Here is a 19305-nt window from a genome sequence, read left to right as displayed (position 1 = left end):
GGTTCAATTCATGATCCGGAGAACCTGAGGAGTGTGACTGGCATGGCTGCGCGTGCCGCCCGTGGTGGGCATCATGGCGTGAGCATCGAGGATGTGGCTGCCGCGGCCGGCGTCTCGACGGCGACCGTCTCCCGGGCCGTCCGCGGGCTTCCGAGGGTCTCCGAACAGACCCGCCGGCGCATCCTCGACGTCGCCTCCGAGCTCGGGTACGTGGCATCGTCCGCGGCGTCCGGCCTGGCGACGGGCCGCACCCGCACCATCGGGGTGCTCGCGCCCTATGTGGACCGCTGGTTCTTCTACAAGGCGCTGGAAGGCGTGGAGCGCGAACTCCATGAGCAGGGCTACAACCTGTCGTTGTTCAGCCTCGACAGCCGCTCCGGCGAACGGCAGCGGACCTTCAGCAAGACCATGGTCGCCAAACACATCGACGCCCTCCTGGTGCTCTGCATGGCGCTGTCGATGGACGAGATCCAGGAGCTCCGCCGGCTCGACATCCCGCTGGTCGCGGTGGGTGGGCCGGTGGAGGGCTGCTCCAGCATCGGCATCAACGACGTGGAGGCCGCAGCCCTCGCCACCCGCCACCTGCTGGACCTCGGGCACCGTGACATCGGCGTCCTGCATGGCCAGGACGACGACGAGGACCTCAATTTCCAGGTCCCCGAGCTGCGCGTGAACGGGTTCCACGAGGAACTCGCCCGCGCCGGGGTCGAGTACCACCCGGAGTGGGAGGTGCGGGGGAACTTCACACTCGCGAGCGGGGCCGAGGCGTTCGAGGAGCTGTGGAACCGGCCGGGTCCCAAGCCCACGGCGCTCATGTGCGCCTCCGATGAGATGGCCATGGGCGTGATCCTGCAAGCGCAGCGCCGCGGCTTGCGGGTGCCGGAGGATCTCTCGGTGATCGGGATCGACGACCACGAGTTCTCCCCGGTCATGGGGCTGAGCACCGTGGCCCAGGATCCGGTGGCGCAGGCCCGGCTCGGGACGCGCATGCTGCTCGACGAGCTGGCCGGCAAGGCGGGGTCCGTCCACGATGTGCACGCGGACTTCGAACTGAAGAGCCGGACGTCCACCGCGCCGCTGTCCTAGCTCTTTTCCCGGCGTCGTCTCAGGTGCGGACGGCGCGGGCCCGGCTCAGCTGGCGCGGCCGAGGTGCCGCAGCGGCACCCAGCGCGTGATGAGGCGCTGATACGCGGCGGCCGCGCCCGTCATGTCGCCCTCCGCGAGGCACTCGATGCCCATGCGGACATCGCTCGGGGACTCGTCCGGGTACACGCGGTCCGCGAGGGCTCCGTAGTCCAGTTCCAGGACACTGCTGGTGTGGAACCGCTCGAGCCACCCGACCACACGGGTCATCTCGTCCAGGAAATCCAGCTCCGGGGCGCCGAGGGACAGCGCCGCGATCAGGGTCCGGGAACGCGAGATCGCCTCCGTCACCGGCGTGTAGAGGCGCAGGGTGGCGATGCTCCCGTCCCTGTTGTTGATCATCTCCTGGCGGTCCGCCTCGTGGAAGAAGATGAACCACGCGAACGGAACTCCCCAGGTGGCGGTGCGGGTGAACAGCAGATCGGAGTCGATCAGGCCGGAGTCCACCAGCGTCTTGAGCCGTTCCTGATGCCGTTCGGTGGCGTCCACGGGGACGATCCGCTCCAGGCTCTCCGAGGTCGACCCGTCCGCCAGTTCCTCAGCCGCCAGCGCGGAGCGGAGCACCGTCTGGTTCGGGCAGTACAGCAGAACTCCCCGCTCGCTGGGGTCCGCGACGGCGCGCGAAAGCTCGGCGCGGCTGCCCGGGTAGGGGTCGTTGGGCTTCCGCAACAGCCGGTGAAGGGTGCTGCGCAGCTCGCGGCGCTCGACGTCGTCGCGCATCTGCCGCAGCTCCGAGGCGCTGAGGATGGCGCGCTCCGTCAGATCGCCGTACTGCGCGACGATGGCGCGCCGCTGCGGGGCGCCGAAGGCGTCGAGCGGCTGATAGACGCGCAGAGCGGAGATGTAGGGGAACCCCATGGGGGAGTCGTAGAAGGTCATCGGCTTCCCGGCCGCGCGCTGGGCATGGCTCAGTCCGCGAGTTCGACGATCACGGGGGCGTGGTCGCTGGCGCCCTTGCCCTTGCGCTCCTCACGGTCGATCACGGCGCCGGTCACGCGGGAGGCGAGGGCCGGGGACGCCATGACGAAGTCGATGCGCATGCCCTCCTTCTTCGGGAAACGGAGCTGCTTGTAATCCCAGTAGGTGTAGACGCCGGGGCCGGGGTTGAGCGGGCGGACCACGTCCGTGAAGGAGGCTTCTTCGAAGGCGTGGAAGGCGGCGCGTTCCGGGGCGGAGACGTGGGTGAGTCCTTCCTCGATGAAGAAGTCGATGTCCCAGACGTCGTCATCCTGGGGCGCGATGTTCCAGTCGCCCATGAGCGCGATCTGGGCGGCGGGGTCGGTGTCCAGCCAGGCCTCGGCGTTGGCCTTCAGGGTGTCCAGCCACTCGAGCTTGTACGGCATGTGCTCGTCATCCAGGGCGCGGCCGTTGGGCACATACAGGCTCCAGACGCGGACGCCGTTGCAGGTGGCGCCGATGGCACGGGCCTCCTGCTCCGGGTTCACCCCGCCCTTGCCGAACGTCGGCTGCCCGGGGAAGGTGCGCTCCACGTCCTCCAGACCCACGCGGGAGGCGATGGCCACGCCGTTCCACTGGCTGAACCCGAAGTGCGCCACTTCATAGTCCATGCGCTCGAAGAGCTCCCAGGGGAAGTTCTCGTCCTTGCACTTGGTCTCCTGGATGGCCAGGACATCGCAGTCACTGCGTTCCAGCCACGCCTCCACACGGTCGGCGCGGGCACGGAGGGAATTGACGTTCCAGGTGGCGATCTTCACGCTCCCAAGCTATCAAAGCGGACCGACAGTTTGGTGACCCGCGGCGTCACCATCGGAATACGTTCCGGCGACGCGGGGTTGCCCATCATCGTGAGCCAACTTTTCACTGAAGCAGTCCTGTCAGCCCCGTCCGGCCAGCTCACGCTGCGCAACCGGACCTTCCTCGCCCCGATGTGCATGTACTCGGTGGATGCGCGCGACGGCGTGCCGACCGCCTGGCATCAGGCGCACCTCGGCGCCCGCGCCGCCGGCGGTTTCGGCATGGTGATCACCGAGGCCACCGCCGTGGTGCCGGAGGGACGGATCTCCCCGGAGGACCTCGGCCTGTGGAACGACGAGCAGGTGGAGGCCTTCAAGCCGATCACCGCGTTCATCAAGAGCCAGGGCGCCGCCGCAGGCGTGCAGCTGGCGCACGCCGGCGGCAAGGCCTCCACGTACGGCTGGCTGCCGCGCTGGGTGGACAGGGGTCTCACCGGATCGGTCCCGGTGGACGACGGCGGCTGGGTCACCGTGGCGCCGTCCGTCACCTCGATCCACGGCCTGGCCGAGTCGCATGAGCTGACCGTCGAGGAGATCCAGGAGTCGGTCGCGTCCTGGGCCGCGGCCGCCCGTCGCGCCGATGAGGCCGGATTCGACTTCATCCAGATCCACGCCGCCCACGGCTACCTCGTGCACCAGTTCCTGTCCCCGCTGAGCAACACCCGCACGGACCTCTACGGCGGCTCGTACGAAGGCCGCACCCGGTACCTGCGGGAAGTCGTGGCCGCGGTCCGCGAGGTCTGGCCGGCCGACAAACCGCTGGGTGTCCGCTTCTCCGGTTCCGACTGGGTCGAGGGCGGCTGGACCATCGAGGAGACCGCCCGTCTCGCGGTGGAGCTCCGGGCCGAGGGCGTGTCGGTGTTCGACTTGTCCAGCGGTGGCATCGGCGCGTATCACGGCCCCACCGGCCCGGGATATCAGATCGCGCTCGCGGCCCAGGTGAAGAAGGCCCTGGCCGCGGACGCCGAGGAGCGTGGCGTGGAGAACGACGCCTTCGTCAGCGCCGTCGGCATGATCAACGAGGCGCAGCAGGCCGAGCAGGTCCTGGTGAACGGCCAGGCCGACGGCGTCTCGATCGCCCGCGCCGCCCTCAAGGAGCCGAACTGGCCCGCGCTCGCAGCTCGCTCCCTCGGCGAACCCCTGGACAAGACGCCGTTCGCACCGCAGTACTGGCGCGCGCACTGGTGAGGTGAGTCCTGCGGGGCGTACCTGCTGAAACAGTGGATTCCCGTCGAAACAGTGTGTTTAACACGCGGTTTCGACGGGAATCCACTGTTTCAGGGTGGGGCGGAGGAGCGCCCTGCTCAGCCCCTGGCGACCGGCTTCACAGGCTCGGCAGCCGGCGCCTCCCGTGCGTCCCGGACCTGCTGGCCCGACACCAGGCCCGGCAGGCCACGGCCCTTCGCGCTGAACACCAGCGCTCCGAGGGACACGAGGACGAACAGGGATTCCACCCAGCCGAACCCCTCCGGGAGGAGGCCGAGCAGCGCATAGCCGCCGATCCCGCCGAGCAGGCGCAGGAGCCGGGCAAGCGGGCGGGGGAGCGGCCCGCCGTCGTACTGGAGCTGGACCGCCTGGTCGCCGACGGTGCGTCCGCTCACCAACGTGACCACCAGCCACACCAGGAACGCGACGCCGGTGCCGACCACGCCGGAGTAGTCGTCCTGGTTGAGGGCTTCGCGGTCGTTGAGGACGTAGAGCAGGACCGCGCGGATGCCGACCGTGATCGACACGCTGAGCAGGACGAACGCCAGCCAGTCGCACAGCACGCCCAGGAAGCGCCGTGGCTTGGTGACGGGACGCGCGACGTCGGCGGCCGGGGCCACGCTGCGTCGTCGCCCGACGAAGGGCAGAGCGATGAGGGAGCCGAGGAGGGCGCCGAGGGTGTTGGCCATCAGGTCGTCGACGTCGAAGAACCGGTAGGCGCACGGGTACAGCCCCCACACGCCGGTCAGCTGGGTGAACTCGATCAGCGCCGTCGTCGCCAAGCCGGTCAGGGTCGCGATCACGACGCCCCGCCCGCCCAGCACTCGGATGAAGAACCCGAGCGGCATGAACAGCACCACGTTGAAGACCACCTGCAGGACCGCGAAGTCCATGACGGCCGCTCGGAGTCCTCCGCCGGACGATGCGAGCGAATCCCGGATGTCCTGGACGAAGGCGAACGGCTGAACGTTCGCCCCGACGCACTGATAACCGGCCGGGTCGGGCAGGGGTAGCAGCGTGTAGGTCCAGATGGCCCAGAAGTACACGAGCGCTGCGCCCCAGAGGACGAAGCGCCCTGCGGTGAGGCGGCCCCGTCGCCGGTAGCTGGCGGCCACGAACGGGACGAAGAGCAGGATCCCGGTGACCAGGCCGAGTCCCATGGCCATGAATGCGGACGTGAGGTGAACTGAGCGCATGACTTGAGTGTTCCATCGGAGCGCTCGGAGGGGGGCCGAAAATCCGCTGTTTCAGGGTGAACTCGCGCACACCGTGGGTGATCTCACCCCGCCTTCAGCACCAGCTCCACCACATCCCGGACCACGTCCAATGACTCTCGCAGCGCCTCACGGGACGTCAGCGTCTCCGCCCAGCGGCGGTCGAAGGTGGCCGAGGCGAGGCGGGCCACCCGCCGGGCCTCGGTGACCGGGTCCGCGGCCCAGTCGAACTCCACGGTGCGCACCGCGGCCGGTTCCACCGGCGTCGACGGAGCATCCCGCACCTGGACGGCCTGGTCGGTCACGAGGAACCCCACGCTCTCCATGCGGCGCGCGAACAGGTTCTTCGCCTGGAGCCCCGCGAACAGCAGCGGGGTCTCGCCGAGCAGCACGGCCTCTTCACCCAGGTCCTCGACGGCCGCAGCGAACACCTGATCCTGATCGTCCAGGGGGTGGCCGGCCAGTCCGGGGGCGAACAGCAGGAACCGCACCGGCCCCTGCCTGCGGCACACCAGCCCCGCGACGTCTTCAGCGCGCACCGTCACCGCATCCCCTCCCTGCGCAGCGCCTTCGCGATGGCGGCGGCCCGCGAATCCACCCCGAGTTTCGCGTAGATGTGCGCCAGATGGGTCTTGACGGTGGCCTCGGAGATGAACAGCTTCCGGCCGAGCTCCTTGTTCGAGAGCCCCTGGGTCAGGAGGGTCAGCAACTCCGCCTCCCGAGGCGTCAGCGCTTCGTCGGGGTTCCTCATCTGCTGGAAGAGCCGGCTCGCGACGGGCGCGCTCATGTGGCTCTGGCCCCGGGACGCGCCCCGCACCGCGGCGAAGATCTCGTCCGGGGCGGCGTCCTTGAGGAGGTACCCCATGGCCCCGGCGTCGACGGCACGCACGATGTCCGCGTCCGAGTCGTAGGTGGTGAAGACCAGGACGGCCTGCCCCGGGCGCTCGGCCCGCAACCGCCGGATCGCTTCGATCCCGTCGATCCCCGCTCCCATGGCCAGATCCATCAGCACCACATCCGGCGCCTGGTCCAGCGCGACCGACACGCCCTCCTCACCCGAGGACGCCTCGGCCACCACCTCGATGTCCGGCTGGGTGCTGAGGAGCGCCCGGAGCCCGCTCCGCACCACCAGATGGTCGTCCACCAGCAGTACCGTGATCACGTCGTTCCTCCTTCCACCGCGCCGGTGTCCCCGGCCGGGATCTCCACGCCGATGACCGTTCCCTCGCCCGGCGCGGATTCCACTGCGAACGTGCCGCCGAGCTGTTCGACCCGCTGCCGCATCGCGCGCAGCCCGTACCCGCCTCCTGGGCCCGGCTCCGGGGTGGTGGTGGGCAGGAAGCCCACGCCGTCGTCGTACACATCCAGCGTGACGGACCCCGGCAGATAGCCCAGCGTGACGCTCGCCCCCTGGGCGGAGGCATGCCGTTCGACGTTGGCCGCGGCACTCTGGGCGATGCGCACGACGGCGTGCCGCACCTCGGGCGGCAGGGCCCGCGGGGTGCCGGTCACGCTGATCCGCGTCGCCGGAACGTGCCGCCGGACGGCCGTAGCAAGGGCCTCCTCCAGCGGCAGATCGGGTTCCGGCGCGGTGGCCAGATTGTGGACCAGCCCCCGGGTCTCCGCGAGGTTCACCCTGAGCTGTTCGGTCGCCTGCCGGACCTCGGGACTCAGACCCTCCGTGCGATCCGCCGCCTCCAGCAGGAGCACCGTGCTGGCGAGGCCCTGCGTCACGGTGTCGTGGATTTCACGGGCCACGCGCTCCCGTTCCGCGAGTGTGCCGGCGGCTCGTTCCGCGGCGGCCGTCTGGGCCTGCGCCGTCCGCAGTTCGGCATTGAGCTGGGCCTGGCGGGACAGGGCGTCCTCCAGGCGGTCGTAGACGAGGGTGAGGACCAGTGCCGCGGCCGCTGGGCCCAGCAGCGCCGCGACGTCGGTGTACCCGCTGAGCTTGAACAGTCCCACGGACGTGCTGAGTGCTGTCAGCCCGGTCGCCAGCGCGGCGGCCTTCCCCGACACCGCGGACCGGCCGACGAAGAACACCGCGAACGCACACCAGGCGAAGCTCGGGGCGAGGATCACGAGTGCCGCCCAGACCGCGACGAGAACCCACGTGACCGCAGGCCGGGCGGGTCCGCGCATCCGGACCGCCGCCGCGTACAGGGCGCACAACGCAGCGGCCAGGACCAGGACGAGGGAGTTCTCGTCCGGCCCGTGACGCAGCACGTACCGGATCAGGGAGGCGGTCACGAGCACCGCGAAGCCACAGTGCACCGCCACGCCGAGATAGCGCTCGCGGCCTGCCGGGGGTGCGGTGATCATGGGGCCACTCTACGAGACCGGGCCGACAGGAAAGCGCGTCTCATCCTTTTGGCTGAGACGGCCACCCGAAGGCATGACGAACCCCTGCCGGAACAGCCGATGTGCCCGCAAGCGCCGCTCGGAAGGATGGATGTCAGGAGTTCACGGACCCGTCAGGAAGGCCGGGGGAGACCCGGCACGCCGGGGTCCGTGAGCTCGCACCGAGACCATCGAAACCGATCCACGCACGATCCATCCCCGAAGGGCAGGCACATCATGGCCATCAGCAAGAGCAACATCAAGGTCCTCTCCGCAGCGGCGGCGGCGCTCCTCCTGACCGGCGGCATCACGGCGGCCGCCAACGCCGGACAGGTCTCCCAGCCTGCGGCCGCGCCCGCGGCGGAGACCGCCAAGCGCCTTCCCACGGCGGACATTCCGGCCGGCGAGGGCACCACCGTCTCGCAGAACCGGATCTCCGCGACCGCCTCGGCCAAGGCCGTCCAGGCCGCCCTGGCCAAGTGCGTGGGGGACAAGCTCCCGTTCGTCTCCGTGACGGTCGTGGACCGCTTCGGCACGGTCCAGGCCGTCCTCCGTGGCGACAACGCCGCGCAGCACACCCTCGAAGCGTCGAAGCAGAAGGCCTACACCGCGGCGGCTTTCGGCGCTCCCACGAGTGAGCTGGCCGGACGCATCAGCGGCAACGGCAAGCCCTCCATCGCCGATCTGCCCGGCACCCTGTTCCTGGCGGGCGGGGCCCCGCTCAAGGTGAACGGCGTGTCCGTGGCGGGGATCGGCGTCGGCGGCGCACCCGACGGCGCCCTCGACGAGGCCTGCGCCGCGGCCGGCGCCGAGGCGATCCTGGGCCGCTAGGAGCCATGATGGAAGCCATGCCGACGCGTGGCGCAGTGCTCAAGGGGAGCCTGGCGGTCCTCACCGTCGGGCTCCTCGGCGCGTGCGCCCCGGGTCCCACTCAGGCGGGTTCCACTCAGCCGCCCGACGACGACGCCGCACCCTCCGCGCGGCCGTCGCCGCCGGCGTCGTCCCCGGCGCAGCATGGGTCACCCACCGCCGAAAGCGGCAGCACGGCGTCGCCCGCCGTGCTCGACGCCCGGGCCCGAGCCGCCGCCCGGGCCCGCCTGACCGAGGCTCAACGCGCCCGATTGGACCAGGACCTCATCCGGGCCGCGAAACGGAACGACGCCGCCGAAGTGAAACGCCTCATCGAGCAGGGCGGTGACGTCGATGCCAAGGATTCGATCCAGGATTCCGCCTTCCTCTACGCCGGGGCGGAAGGGTTCAACGAGGTCCTGCGCCTCACCCTGGCGGCGGGAGCGGACGTGCGGAGCGTCAATCGCTTCGGCGGGACCGCGCTCATCCCTGCCTGCGAGCACGGACATGTCGAGACGATCCGGATCCTCCTCGCGGCGGGGGTGCCGGTGAACCACGTGAACCGTCTCGGCTGGACGGGGATGCAGGAGGCGATCCTGCTGAACACGGGCGGGCCGCGGCAGCAGGAAGCCGTCCGGCTCCTCCTGGCCGCAGGCGCGGACCCCGGCATACGGGACCCGCAGGGCCGCACAGCCCTCGACAACGCCCGGCGGATGGGCTTCACGGAGATCGTGCGGATCCTCGAATCCCGCCGCTGACACCCCCGCACCTGTCACCCTCCAATCGACTGCTCCACACGATGCCGAAATCCCAGGAATTCCGGGCCGAATGACATCGTGCGGAGCAGTCGATCGGAGGGGCGGGCGGTCGGGGCGCGGAAGGGGACTAGTCCTTCCGCGTCGAGGCACGGGGTCGGAGCCGGGCCCGGGTGAGGCGCGGGCCCATGGTCTCGCCGGTCTTGAGCAGTTCCTGCAGCATGTCCAGGAGCAGGTCCGCGGTTCCGGCGGGGTTGAGTTCGAAGGCCGTGATGGCAGGCCGGCTGGACCGGGCATGCTCGGAGTCCGACGCCGCCGCGATCATGACCTGTCCGGGAACCGCCAGTCCGGCCGCCAGGACTTCCTGCTGGACGCCCGCCGCGTGCCGCCCCGTCATGCAGAACACCGCTTCAGGGACGCCGTCCGCGAGGATGCGCAGCCCGGCGTCGCGCCCGCCGTCGAGGCCGGACCGCTCCGACTGCTCGTAGACCCGCGGCGTCACCCCGTGGCGCTCGCACCATGACAGGTACTCCTGGAGGAAGTCCGCGTTCCAGGCATTCCGGTCCGTCCCGGAGACCAGCACGATCTCACGGGCTCCGGCCGCTTCGAAATGCGCCAGGATCTGCCGGGCGGCGAGGGGGTCGTCCTCGGACGACCAGCGCGTGAAGTCCGGCTTGTCCAGGAGCTTGCCGTAGCAGACGTAGGGGATGCCGCGCCGGTCCAGGAGGTCGATCACGGGGTCCTGGGCGTTGGGGCTCATGATGACGTACCCGTCCATCGAGAACGCCAGTGGCGGCACCGGGCTGCGGGTCAGGTCCGGCACGAGCGTGAGGCTGAGCCCGCGGGCCAGGGCGCGGGAGGACAGGATCCCGGCGAAGCGCTCGAACACGTCGACGCCGGCCGGGGTGTAATCGCCCAGGGCGTCGAGGGAACGCATCACGAGGCCGATGGCGCCGATACTGCCCTGCCGCATGCCACGGGCGAAGGCATCCGCTTGGTAGCCGAGTTCGTCCGCGGCGGCTTTCACGCGGGCCCTGGTCTCCTCGCTGATGGTCCCCTTGCCGTTCAGCGAGTGCGAGACGGCGGTGATGGACACCCCCGCGCGGCGCGCCACATCCCGGATCGTCACCCCTTTGCCACGTGCCACGGACCCTCCTCAAGTCGTTGTCACCCCCATTTCACCAGGGACGGAACCGCCCGCACACGCGTCGCGGAGGCCATGTGGAAAACCATCATTGCATAAAACGTTTTACTTCCCTAATGTGATCTGCACCTCAGAAAACGCCCCCACGAAGGAACCCCTCATGAAGCTCTTCACCGCCACCTCCACCACGCAGGACCCTGCTGTCCGCGGCCGTGAACTCGGACTGGAGTTCGGCGACCGCTTCGAGCACGTGTCCGGGCTGTACCTCGACCATTTCGCGGCGCTGAAGATCCCGGGGGAGACCGTGCGGCGTATCGCCGAGGCGAGCCACGCGGCACTGGCCGGCTGGGCTCCCGGCCTGGCCGCGGAGGCGGAGGCCATCGCCTCGGCCGCCGGTCTCGAGCTCTGGCGGCTCGCCGCCGTCGGCGCCCGCACCGAGATCCTCGCCGCCGAGCCGCCGCGCGGTGAAGGCGAGTGCTCCACCGCGGTCCTCACCGGTGCGGACCACGCCCCGGAGACCCTGCAGACCTGGGACTGGCACGAATTCCTGGTGCCGGACGGGCTGCTGCTGGACCTGACCACCCAGACCGGCCGCCGGGTCAAGCTGTTCACCGAGTTCGGCACCGCCGCGAAGATCGGGGTCAACGACGCCGGGCTCGGCCTGCACTTCAATATCCTGTCCCACCGCAGCGACTCCGATCAGGGCGGTGTCCCGGTCCACGCGATCGCCCGCCGCATCCTGGAGGAGGCCGCGACCGTGGAGGAGGCCCAGGCCATCGCGGCGAGCGCCACCGTCAGCGCCTCCACCGTCTTCACCGTCTTCGACTTCCACGACGGCGGCTCCCGCGCCGTGAGCCTCGAACTCGCCCCGGCCGGCCTCGGCGTCGTCCGGCCCGGCGAGGACGGCTGGCTGTTCCACACCAACCACTTCCTCGATCACGACCTCTTCCAGGGCGACACCATGCCCGCCGACTCCTCCACCGCCGAGCGCTATCAGCATCTCGATGCCGTCCGCGGAAATCTCACGGGCCTGGCGCCCGTCGAACGGGCCCGTGCGGCGTGCGGCGGCGAAGGATCCGCCGCCGCCATCTGCATGTCCCCGGACACCACCAAGCCCGTCATCGATCAGTGGGGCACCCTGCTGACGATCGGCGTCGACGTCGAGCACTTCGCTCTCGACTATTTCGTCGGCCGCCCCGACGAAGCCGCCGTTCACGGCCTCGCGCGCTTCTGACCTCCCCTCCCTCCCCGCATCATCTCCTCAAGGAACCACTCTCATGTCCCACACCCAGTCCTCACCGGCCGCCGCCCCGGCGCCGCGGGATGCCCCGACACTGGGCACCCAGGCCACCACCGCGCTGCGCACCTTCTTCATCTCGGGTTTCGGCACGGCGCTGGAGTTCTACGACTTCATCGTCTACGGCCTCGCCGCCGCCCTCGTCTTCCCGACGCTGTTCTTCCCCGCGACCGACCGGCTGACCGGCACCCTCGTGGCCTTCGCCGCGTTCGGCGCCGGGTTCATCGTCCGGCCGCTGGGCGGCATCGTGGTGGGCCACTTCGGTGACCGGATCGGGCGCAAGTCCATGCTCGTCATGACCCTGCTCCTGATGGGCGGCAGCACCTTCCTCATCGGCTGCCTCCCGACGTACCAGAACGTCGGTCTGCTGGCTCCCGTGCTGCTGGTGATCCTGCGCCTGGTGCAGGGGTTCGCGGCCGGTGGTGAATGGGGTGGGGCATCGCTCTTCGGCATCGAGAACTCGCCCGAGAACCGTCGCGGCCTGTGGGGCAGTTTCACGAGCACGGGCATCGGCATCGGCAGCCTCTTCGGCACGGGTGTCTTCACGGTGATGACCCTTCTGCCGGAGTCCGAGCTCACCGCCTGGGCCTGGCGTGTGCCGTTCTGGCTGGGTGGTCTCCTGGTCCTCGTGGGCCTGATCGCCCGCACCCGCATGCCGCACGAAACGGTGAACACGGAGAGCGCCCCCCGCGTTCCCCTGCTGGCGGCCATCCGGAAACACCCGAAGCAGATGCTTCTCGCCATCGGCGTCGCGTTCGGCTACAACACCATCGCGTACATCGGCTCCCTGTTCACGGTCACCTACACCGAGGAGCGTGGGTACACCGACACGCAGTCCCTGCTGTTCCAGGTGGCCGGCTCGTTCGCCTTCATGCTCGCCGCCCCGTTCATGGGTCTGCTCTCCGACAGGATCGGGCGGAAGAAGGTGATCGCCGGCGGCGCCGTGATCTACGCGGTGTTCTTCTTCCTCTTCTTCGGGATGGTCGACAGCCGGGTCGCGTTCCTCGCGACCGTCGCCTTCATCCTGGTGAACATCTTCATGGCCATGCCGCAGGGCTGCATCCCGGCGTTCCTGGGTGAGCAGTTCTCGAAGGAGAGCCGTTACTCGTCCATCTCGGCGACCTACCAGACGGGCGCGGCGCTGGGCGGCGGCACGGCGGCGAGCATCGCCACGGCCCTGTTCATCGCGTTCAACCGCGGCTCCCTGGGCATCGCGCTGTACTCCGGCGCCGCCTGCCTGGTCCTCGCCCTGTGCGTGCTCGGCCTCCGGGAGACGTACAAGGTCCGCACCAAGGACCTCGGCGAGAAGCCGCAGGACGTCCGCGTCTGAGGCCTCGCCGCCGGGGTGAGGTGGGCGGTCTGCGCCCGGCTCAGCCTCCTCCTCCGTCCACCGACGGAGGAGGAGGCTTTTCCACATCGGGTGCCGTTGCAGATGAAACTGGTCCTCCTTTCGGGCAAGCTAGAGCCATGGAGCCTTCCAGTACCAGCGCACCGTCCACTCTCTCCGCCTCCGCCGCCACGGCAGGGCAGTCTGCCGCGGAGGTGAAGCCCGCGGAGGTGACCTTCGAACAGCGTGGTCACGCCGGGGTGGTCATCCTCAACCGGCCGCGTGCGGTCAACGCGCTCAACCAGGGGATGGTGGAGGCGGTGGACGCGCAGCTGCGGGCCTGGGCGGTCGATCCGTCGATCGAGCACGTCATCATCACCGGGGCGGGTGAACGTGGGCTGTGCGCCGGCGGTGACGTCGTGGCGATGTACCGGGACATCGTGGCCGGAGAGCGGGCGTCCCATGACTTCTTCCGTGCCGAGTTCCGGATGAACTCGCTGATCTTCGGCTACCCCAAGCCCGTGATCGCCGTGCAGGACGGGCTGGTCCTGGGCGGCGGTGTGGGCATCTCCGCGCACGCGTCTCACCGGGTGGTCACCGAGAACACCCGGATGGGCATGCCGGAGGTCACCATCGGCTATGTTCCCGACGTCGGCGGGACCTGGCTGCTGGGCCACGCCGGCGTGGCGGGCGTGCACGCTGCGATGACAGGTGACCATGTGGGCGCCGGGGATGCGATCCACCTTGGGCTCTCGGACGCCTTCGTGCCGGCCCCGAACCTCCCCGAGTTCCTGACCTTCCTGGAGACCGACACGGCCGACGACGCCGTGGCCCGCTTCGCCGAGATGGCGCCGGAGGCGGTGCTCGCCGCGGCCGGGGACGCTGATGGGGCCGCCCCCTGGATCGAGGACTGCTACGCGGGGGCCTTGTCCGGCGACGCGTCCGCGGCCGTCATCCTGAGCCGCCTCGAAACGCATCCGGACCCGCAGGCCCAGGAGGCCGCCGCGACCCTCAAGACCAAGAGCCCGCGTTCCGTGGCCGTGGCGCTCGAAGCCGTGCGTCGGCACTGCTCCGGGACGCTGGAGGAGGCTTTGCGGGAGGAGTTCCGCGTCGCCGTCCGGTGCCTGGCCTCTCCTGACATGCGGGAGGGTATCCGCGCGCAGGTGATCGACAAGGATCGCACCCCGCGCTGGGAGCACCCCGGGCTGACCGAGGTCAGCCCTGAACTCGTCGCCTCCTACTTCGCTCCGTTCGCACCCGGCGAGACGGACGGCGGGGACCTGGTCCTCTGATCCGGGAGGCCATGCCTCCAGAGCCCGACACCGCAGCAGTCAGCCCGCATTCCCCATTCCTCAGACGCCGATGGCGAAGGAGCAAACACCCGTGCAGAACATCCTGGTGGAGCGCCGTGGGCGCGTCACGATCGTGACCCTCAACCGGCCGGAGGCGCTCAATGCGCTGAACCTGGCGACCATGACCGAGGTGGTGGAGGCCGTCCGGGCGGCGGATGCGGATCCCGGCACCGGCGCCGTGGTCCTCACGGGGTCGTCCAAGGCGTTCGCCGCCGGTGCGGACATCAAGGAGATGGCGTCCAAGGATCATCTCGAAATGTACCGGGCCGATTGGTTCCGCGGCTGGGAGGAGCTCTCCCGGGTGCGGATCCCCGTGATCGCGGCGGTGTCCGGCTACGCGCTGGGCGGCGGCTGCGAACTGGCGATGATGTGCGATCTGCTGATCGCCGCCGAGAACGCGAAGTTCGGTCAGCCCGAGATCAACCTCGGCGTCATCCCCGGCATGGGCGGTTCGCAGCGGCTCACGCGGGCCGTGGGGAAGGCGAAGGCGATGGACCTGGTGCTCACGGGCCGGATGATGGACGCCGCGGAAGCGGAGCGGTCCGGGCTGGTCTCCCGCGTGGTGCCCACGGAATCCCTCCTCGAAGAGGCGCTCGCGGTCGCCGAGACGGTCGCCGGGAAGTCCAAGCCGGTGGCCATGATGGCCAAGGAGGCCGTCAACGCCGCGTTCGAAACAGGGCTCGCTCAGGGCGTCGTCTTCGAGCGCAGGCTGTTCCACTCCCTGTTCGGCACGCCCGACCAGGTGGAGGGCATGGCGGCATTCCAGGAGAAGCGCCCGGCCGAGTTCAACCGGGACTGATGGCGGGATCCTGAGGTGTTGTGTGCTCAGTAATTGCGGGTGTTCGGGGCCACGACCCGCGACTACTGAGCACACAAGTCGGATCAGGCGCAGATGTCTGCGGCCAGGGGCATCACTGTCCCGCGATGTACTCGATGGACGGCCCGGCCGTCCATCCGCCGTCTACGGCCAATTCGGCGCCCGTGGTGTAGGAGGCGGCGTCGCTGAGCAGGTAGCAGACCGCTCCCGCGAGTTCCTCAGGGCGGCCGACGCGCTGGAAGGGATTGTTGGGGAAGGCGCCGTCGGCTGCGCTGATCCCGGTCACGGCGGTCATCGGTGTCAGGACCATGCCCGGATGTACCGAATTGACCCGGATCTTCTCCCGGCCGAGTTCGACGGCGGCGACCTTGGTCAGGCCCCGGACGCCCCACTTCGCGGCTCCGTAAGCCCCGGTCAGTGCCATGCCGATCAGGCCTGCGGCGGACGAGATGTTCACGATCGACCCACCGCCGGCTCGCCGCAGTGCGGGCACTGCGGCGGTGATCCCGGTGTGCACAGCGACAAGGTTGATGTCAATGATCCGCTGGAAGGTCTCGCGGCTTTCCTCTGCCACGGGGGTCCCGGAGGCGGAGACGCCGGCGTTGTTGACCAGGCCGGTCAGTGCGCCGAACTCGTGCTCCGCGAAATCGACGGCCCGTTTCCATGAAGCGGGGTCGGTGACGTCGAGATGGATGTAGCGGGCGCTTTCGGCGCCGAGGTCCGCGGCGAGAGCGGACCCCTGCTCATCCAGGATGTCGCTGATGAGGACGCGTCCTCCCTCGGCCACGACGGCTCGGGCGAAAGCTTCTCCGAGTCCGCGGGCGGCTCCGGTGATGAGGACGACTTTGTCAGTGAGATTCATGGTGTGCCTTTCCTTCGATGAACGCCTGGTGGGCGCCGGGGTGTACGGGGTGCGCGAGTCGCGCCATAGCGGTCGACACGGCACGGGCTGCTTCCTGAGGGCTCTGCCCCGTGGTGTTGATCTGCCCGAGGCCGGCGATCATGAAGGTGATCGCGTGACCGCTGGCGACGGTCGTCTCGAGGGAATCCTCCGGTGCGCCGATGATGCGCGCGACCGGTGCGCGGAGCAGCTCAGCGGCCTCGTAACTCGCTTCGAGCCAGATCCGCCGCAACGCCGAGCTCGCGAGAACCACTTGCATCAACCGGGTGGAGACGATCCCGGCGGTGCGGGCCAAGGTGTCGGTGAAGGCGGACTCGAGCGCGGAGTTCAGTGGAACCCCGTCTGGCTGGGCGGCCAGAGCGGAAGCGTAGATCCGATCGCCTCGGTCGAACAGGGGGCGGAGGCTGTCCTCCTTGGTCGGGAAATACCGGTAGAAGGTCCGCTCGGACAGGCCTGCCGCGGCGGCCAAGGTGGCGACCGTAGGTGTGGCGTCACCCGCGGAGAGAAAGACCTCCGCGCAGTGTTCCGAGATGGTCAGAAGTTCATCAGGGCGCAAGGGCTGCCGTGCCATGATTTCCACGGTACGCCTAAATGGCAGAAACTGCCACAAAAGCGATCGCGCCTGGCCGCGAACCTCTCCGCGAGAGAACAGTTGGCGCCCCATAGAAGCGATCTATGGGGCGCCAACTGTTCTCTCGCGGGCGGGGGAGGTGAGGTCAGCCCTGCTTCCACCACTCGTCGTGGATCGTGACCGGAGTGGTGCGCTTGTGGCGTGTGCGGAGGTACTTCTCCTCGATCGTCGCGGCGACGCCCTCGGGAACCTCGCGGCCCTCGAGGTAGTCGTCGATCTGGTCGTAGGTGATGCCCAGCTCGTCCTCGTCGGTGCGTCCGGGCTTGCCGTCCAGAAGGTCCGCCGTCGGGACCTTCTCCCACACCTGGCGCGGCGCGCCCAGGTGCTCCAGCAGCTGACGGTTCTGGCGCTTGTTGAGGCCGAAGAGCGGCAGCACATCGGCCCCGCCGTCGCCGAACTTGGTGAAGAACCCGGTGACCGACTCGGCGCCGTGGTCGGTCCCCACCACGAGGTAGTTGTGTTCGCCGGCCAGCGCGTACTGCGCCACCATGCGGATGCGGGCCTTCACATTGCCCTTGTTGAAATCGGAGATCTCGGAGCCCGTGGTCTTCAGGAACTCCTCCTCCACACCGTCCACGCCGGGCCCCACATTGAAGGTCCACTCGGTGTGGGGCTTGATGAACGCGAGCGCCGCCTGGGCGTCGTCCTCATCGTGCTGGACGCGGTAGGGCAGACGGACCGCGACGAAGGCGGCCTCCACCCCGTCGAAGGAGAGCTTCTCGACGGCGAGCTGGCAGAGCTTCCCGGCGAGCGACGAGTCCACTCCTCCGGAGATGCCCAGCACGAAGCCGTTGGTCTTGGTCGCCCGCAGATAGGACGCCAGGAAATCCACCCGTGCCGCAACCTCCGCCGCGGGGTCGATCTCGGGCTTGACGCCCATTTCCTCGATGATCTGTGCCTGAAGTGCGCGCATACGCCCAGGGTACTCGCCTCGCGTTTCGCGAGGGTTACACCGTTTCCGCGCGCGGCGCCCCCGCGCCCCCGCGCCCCCGCGCCCCCTCGCGCGGTGCCCCCGCGCCCGGACGCTCCGCACCGGCGCCCCGCGCCGACCGCCCCCACCCGGACGCCCCGCCCCCACCCGAACGCTCCCGGGGGCAGAATGGAACCGGCGGCACCCGCCGCCGTGCTTCCGGGCCCATCCCGCCCCGGGGGCATCGCGCTGCAGAACCGGAGTTCCTCGGCATGAAGACCGGCCCCGCCGCTCAGCGGCTCATTCTCTGGATCACCATCCTGGCGTCCTTCGTCTCCTTCCTGGACGGCAGTGTCATCAACGTCGCGCTCCCGGCCATCGACCGTGAATTCGGCGGGGGACTGGCCACGCAGCAGTGGGTCGTGGACGCATACCTCATCACCCTGGGCGCCCTCATCCTGCTGGCGGGATCGCTCTCGGACGTGCTCGGCAGGATCCTGATCCTGCGGATCGGTCTGATCGGCTTCGGTGTGACCTCGCTCGTGTGCGCCTTCGCCCCGACGGCAGAGGTCCTGATCGTGGGCCGCGGATTCCAGGGAGCGGCCGCCGCGCTCCTCGTGCCCAGTTCGCTGGCGCTCATCACCGCGAACTTCAGCGGACCCGACCGCGCGAAGGCCATCGGCCATTGGACGGCGGGCACCACGGTGGCCTTCATCGCGGGGCCGATCCTGGGCGGCGTCCTGGTGGACACCGTCGGCTGGCGCTCCGTGTTCTGGATCAACGTCCTGCCCATCGCCGTGACCCTGTACCTGCTGGCCGTCCTCGGGATGAAGGACACCCGGGCGCAGGGTGTCCGGATCGACTACGCGGGGGCCGTCCTCTGCGTGCTCGGCCTCGGCGGCCCGGTGTACGCCCTGATCGAGCAGGGGAATCTGGGCTGGGGGAGTCCCGGCATCTGGATCCCGTTTGTCGTGGGCGTGCTGTGCCTGGCGGGTTTCCTCTGGCGCCAGGCGACGGCGAAGCAGCCCCTCATGCCCCTGAGCCTGTTCACGGTGCGCAACTTCGGCGTCGGGAACATCGCCACCACCTTCATCTACGCGGCGCTCTCGATCGGCGGCCTGATCGTGGTGCTCTTCCTGCAGCAGGTGGCGGGGTTCCCGGCCACCTTCGCCGCTCTGGCCACGCTGCCCATCAGCATCCTGAACATCGCGCTCTCCAGCTGGTTCGGCTCCCTCGCGGGACGTTTCGGACCGCGGTGGTTCATGGCCCTTGGGCCGATCCTGGGCGGCGCCGGCTACCTGCTCATGGTCACGACCCGCATGCCGGTGGACTACTGGACCCAGCTGCTGCCGGGCATCCTGCTGTTCGGCATCGGCCTGTCCGTGACGGTGGCCCCGCTGACGGCGGCCATCCTCGGCTCGGTGTCGGAGGAGCAATCGGGCATCGGCTCAGCGGTGAACAACGCCGTGGCGCGGGTGGCGGGCTTGGTGGGCGTGGCCGTGCTCGGCCTTATCGTGGGACCGACGCTGGACCTCGACGGCTTCCACCGGGTCCTCCTCGTCACGGCGCTCCTGCTGGTCGTGGGCGGTCTGGTCTCCGCGGTGGGCATCCGCAATCCGCCGGTCCAGGAGCCGGCTGACGGCGCGGCCTCCGCCAGTCGATAAACTT

Annotated in this window: 19 protein-coding genes; 9 read left to right on the top strand and 10 right to left on the bottom strand. The window is 69.6% G+C overall.

Going from position 1 to position 19305, the window contains the following annotated elements:
• The first annotated feature begins 33 nt into the window (after positions 1-33).
• Complete coding sequence (locus BLV63_RS16875) at positions 34-1086, top strand: LacI family DNA-binding transcriptional regulator (RefSeq protein WP_373277871.1); 1053 nt, start codon at positions 34-36, stop codon at positions 1084-1086.
• Between the two features lie 45 nt (positions 1087-1131).
• On the opposite strand, the gene BLV63_RS16870 is transcribed toward BLV63_RS16875, so the two are convergent.
• Positions 1132-2022 (bottom strand): DUF8083 family protein, encoded by an 891-nt coding sequence (locus BLV63_RS16870; RefSeq protein WP_066217262.1) that lies wholly within the window; start codon positions 2020-2022, stop codon positions 1132-1134.
• Between the two features lie 29 nt (positions 2023-2051).
• A complete protein-coding gene (locus BLV63_RS16865; protein ID WP_066217261.1) occupies positions 2052-2858 on the bottom strand; it encodes an exodeoxyribonuclease III in 807 nt (268 codons plus the stop codon).
• Positions 2859-2948: 90 nt separating this feature from the next.
• Between BLV63_RS16865 and BLV63_RS16860 the strand changes: the two genes are divergently transcribed.
• Positions 2949-4085: an NADH:flavin oxidoreductase/NADH oxidase gene (locus BLV63_RS16860; protein ID WP_074784685.1), complete on the top strand. Its 1137-nt coding sequence runs from the start codon at positions 2949-2951 to the stop codon at positions 4083-4085.
• 116 nt (positions 4086-4201) lie between these two features.
• On the opposite strand, the gene BLV63_RS16855 is transcribed toward BLV63_RS16860, so the two are convergent.
• The 4 genes from BLV63_RS16855 to BLV63_RS16840 all read right to left on the bottom strand — a co-directional run bounded on the left by BLV63_RS16855 (position 4202) and on the right by BLV63_RS16840 (position 7636).
• On the bottom strand, positions 4202-5299 hold the full coding sequence (locus BLV63_RS16855; protein WP_066217259.1) for a VanZ family protein: 1098 nt from the start codon (positions 5297-5299) through the stop codon (positions 4202-4204).
• Between the two features lie 83 nt (positions 5300-5382).
• Positions 5383-5862, bottom strand: coding sequence for a hypothetical protein (locus BLV63_RS16850; RefSeq protein WP_066217257.1), 480 nt, complete (start codon positions 5860-5862; stop codon positions 5383-5385).
• The gene (locus BLV63_RS16845; RefSeq protein ID WP_066217255.1) at positions 5859-6479 is read right to left on the bottom strand and encodes a response regulator; all 621 of its coding nucleotides are present in this window, start codon (positions 6477-6479) and stop codon (positions 5859-5861) included. The genes BLV63_RS16850 and BLV63_RS16845 overlap by 4 nt, the downstream gene beginning before the upstream one ends.
• Positions 6476-7636 carry a sensor histidine kinase gene (locus BLV63_RS16840; RefSeq protein ID WP_066217254.1) on the bottom strand — a complete coding sequence of 387 codons (1161 nt, stop codon included), beginning with the start codon at positions 7634-7636 and terminating at the stop codon, positions 6476-6478. The genes BLV63_RS16845 and BLV63_RS16840 overlap by 4 nt, the downstream gene beginning before the upstream one ends.
• Before the next feature lie 255 nt (positions 7637-7891).
• Between BLV63_RS16840 and BLV63_RS16835 the strand changes: the two genes are divergently transcribed.
• The gene (locus BLV63_RS16835; protein ID WP_066217252.1) at positions 7892-8485 is read left to right on the top strand and encodes a GlcG/HbpS family heme-binding protein; all 594 of its coding nucleotides are present in this window, start codon (positions 7892-7894) and stop codon (positions 8483-8485) included.
• 5 nt (positions 8486-8490) lie between these two features.
• Complete coding sequence (locus tag BLV63_RS16830) at positions 8491-9261, top strand: ankyrin repeat domain-containing protein (RefSeq protein WP_306306619.1); 771 nt, start codon at positions 8491-8493, stop codon at positions 9259-9261.
• A gap of 127 nt (positions 9262-9388) precedes the next feature.
• Here BLV63_RS16830 and BLV63_RS16825 read toward each other — a convergent pair whose 3' ends face one another.
• On the bottom strand, positions 9389-10405 hold the full coding sequence (locus tag BLV63_RS16825; RefSeq protein WP_066217250.1) for a LacI family DNA-binding transcriptional regulator: 1017 nt from the start codon (positions 10403-10405) through the stop codon (positions 9389-9391).
• A 157-nt stretch (positions 10406-10562) separates the two neighbouring features.
• Between BLV63_RS16825 and BLV63_RS16820 the strand changes: the two genes are divergently transcribed.
• The 4 genes from BLV63_RS16820 to BLV63_RS16805 all read left to right on the top strand — a co-directional run bounded on the left by BLV63_RS16820 (position 10563) and on the right by BLV63_RS16805 (position 15177).
• Positions 10563-11636, top strand: coding sequence for a C45 family autoproteolytic acyltransferase/hydrolase (locus BLV63_RS16820; RefSeq protein WP_066217248.1), 1074 nt, complete (start codon positions 10563-10565; stop codon positions 11634-11636).
• Positions 11637-11679: 43 nt separating this feature from the next.
• Positions 11680-13029, top strand: coding sequence for an MFS transporter (locus BLV63_RS16815; protein ID WP_066217247.1), 1350 nt, complete (start codon positions 11680-11682; stop codon positions 13027-13029).
• A gap of 137 nt (positions 13030-13166) precedes the next feature.
• Positions 13167-14318 (top strand): enoyl-CoA hydratase/isomerase family protein, encoded by a 1152-nt coding sequence (locus BLV63_RS16810; RefSeq protein ID WP_082724319.1) that lies wholly within the window; start codon positions 13167-13169, stop codon positions 14316-14318.
• A 70-nt stretch (positions 14319-14388) separates the two neighbouring features.
• Positions 14389-15177 carry an enoyl-CoA hydratase gene (locus BLV63_RS16805; RefSeq protein ID WP_066217246.1) on the top strand — a complete coding sequence of 263 codons (789 nt, stop codon included), beginning with the start codon at positions 14389-14391 and terminating at the stop codon, positions 15175-15177.
• A 112-nt stretch (positions 15178-15289) separates the two neighbouring features.
• Here BLV63_RS16805 and BLV63_RS16800 read toward each other — a convergent pair whose 3' ends face one another.
• From BLV63_RS16800 to nadE, 3 genes are all read right to left on the bottom strand, one after another.
• Positions 15290-16057 carry a glucose 1-dehydrogenase gene (locus BLV63_RS16800; protein ID WP_066217244.1) on the bottom strand — a complete coding sequence of 256 codons (768 nt, stop codon included), beginning with the start codon at positions 16055-16057 and terminating at the stop codon, positions 15290-15292.
• On the bottom strand, positions 16044-16667 hold the full coding sequence (locus BLV63_RS16795; RefSeq protein ID WP_066217242.1) for a TetR family transcriptional regulator: 624 nt from the start codon (positions 16665-16667) through the stop codon (positions 16044-16046). The genes BLV63_RS16800 and BLV63_RS16795 overlap by 14 nt, the downstream gene beginning before the upstream one ends.
• A 145-nt stretch (positions 16668-16812) precedes the next feature.
• On the bottom strand, positions 16813-17640 hold the full coding sequence (nadE, locus tag BLV63_RS16790; protein WP_066217240.1) for an NAD(+) synthase: 828 nt from the start codon (positions 17638-17640) through the stop codon (positions 16813-16815).
• Between the two features lie 269 nt (positions 17641-17909).
• Here nadE and BLV63_RS16785 point away from each other — a divergent pair, with 269 nt between their 5' ends.
• Complete coding sequence (locus BLV63_RS16785; RefSeq protein ID WP_066214682.1) at positions 17910-19301, top strand: MFS transporter; 1392 nt, start codon at positions 17910-17912, stop codon at positions 19299-19301.
• Positions 19302-19305: the final 4 nt, after the last annotated feature.

It is taken from the genome of Arthrobacter woluwensis (assembly GCF_900105345.1).
GTDB classification, from domain to species: domain Bacteria; phylum Actinomycetota; class Actinomycetes; order Actinomycetales; family Micrococcaceae; genus Arthrobacter_E; species Arthrobacter_E woluwensis.
This window is presented reverse-complemented; position numbering and strand designations above follow the sequence as displayed.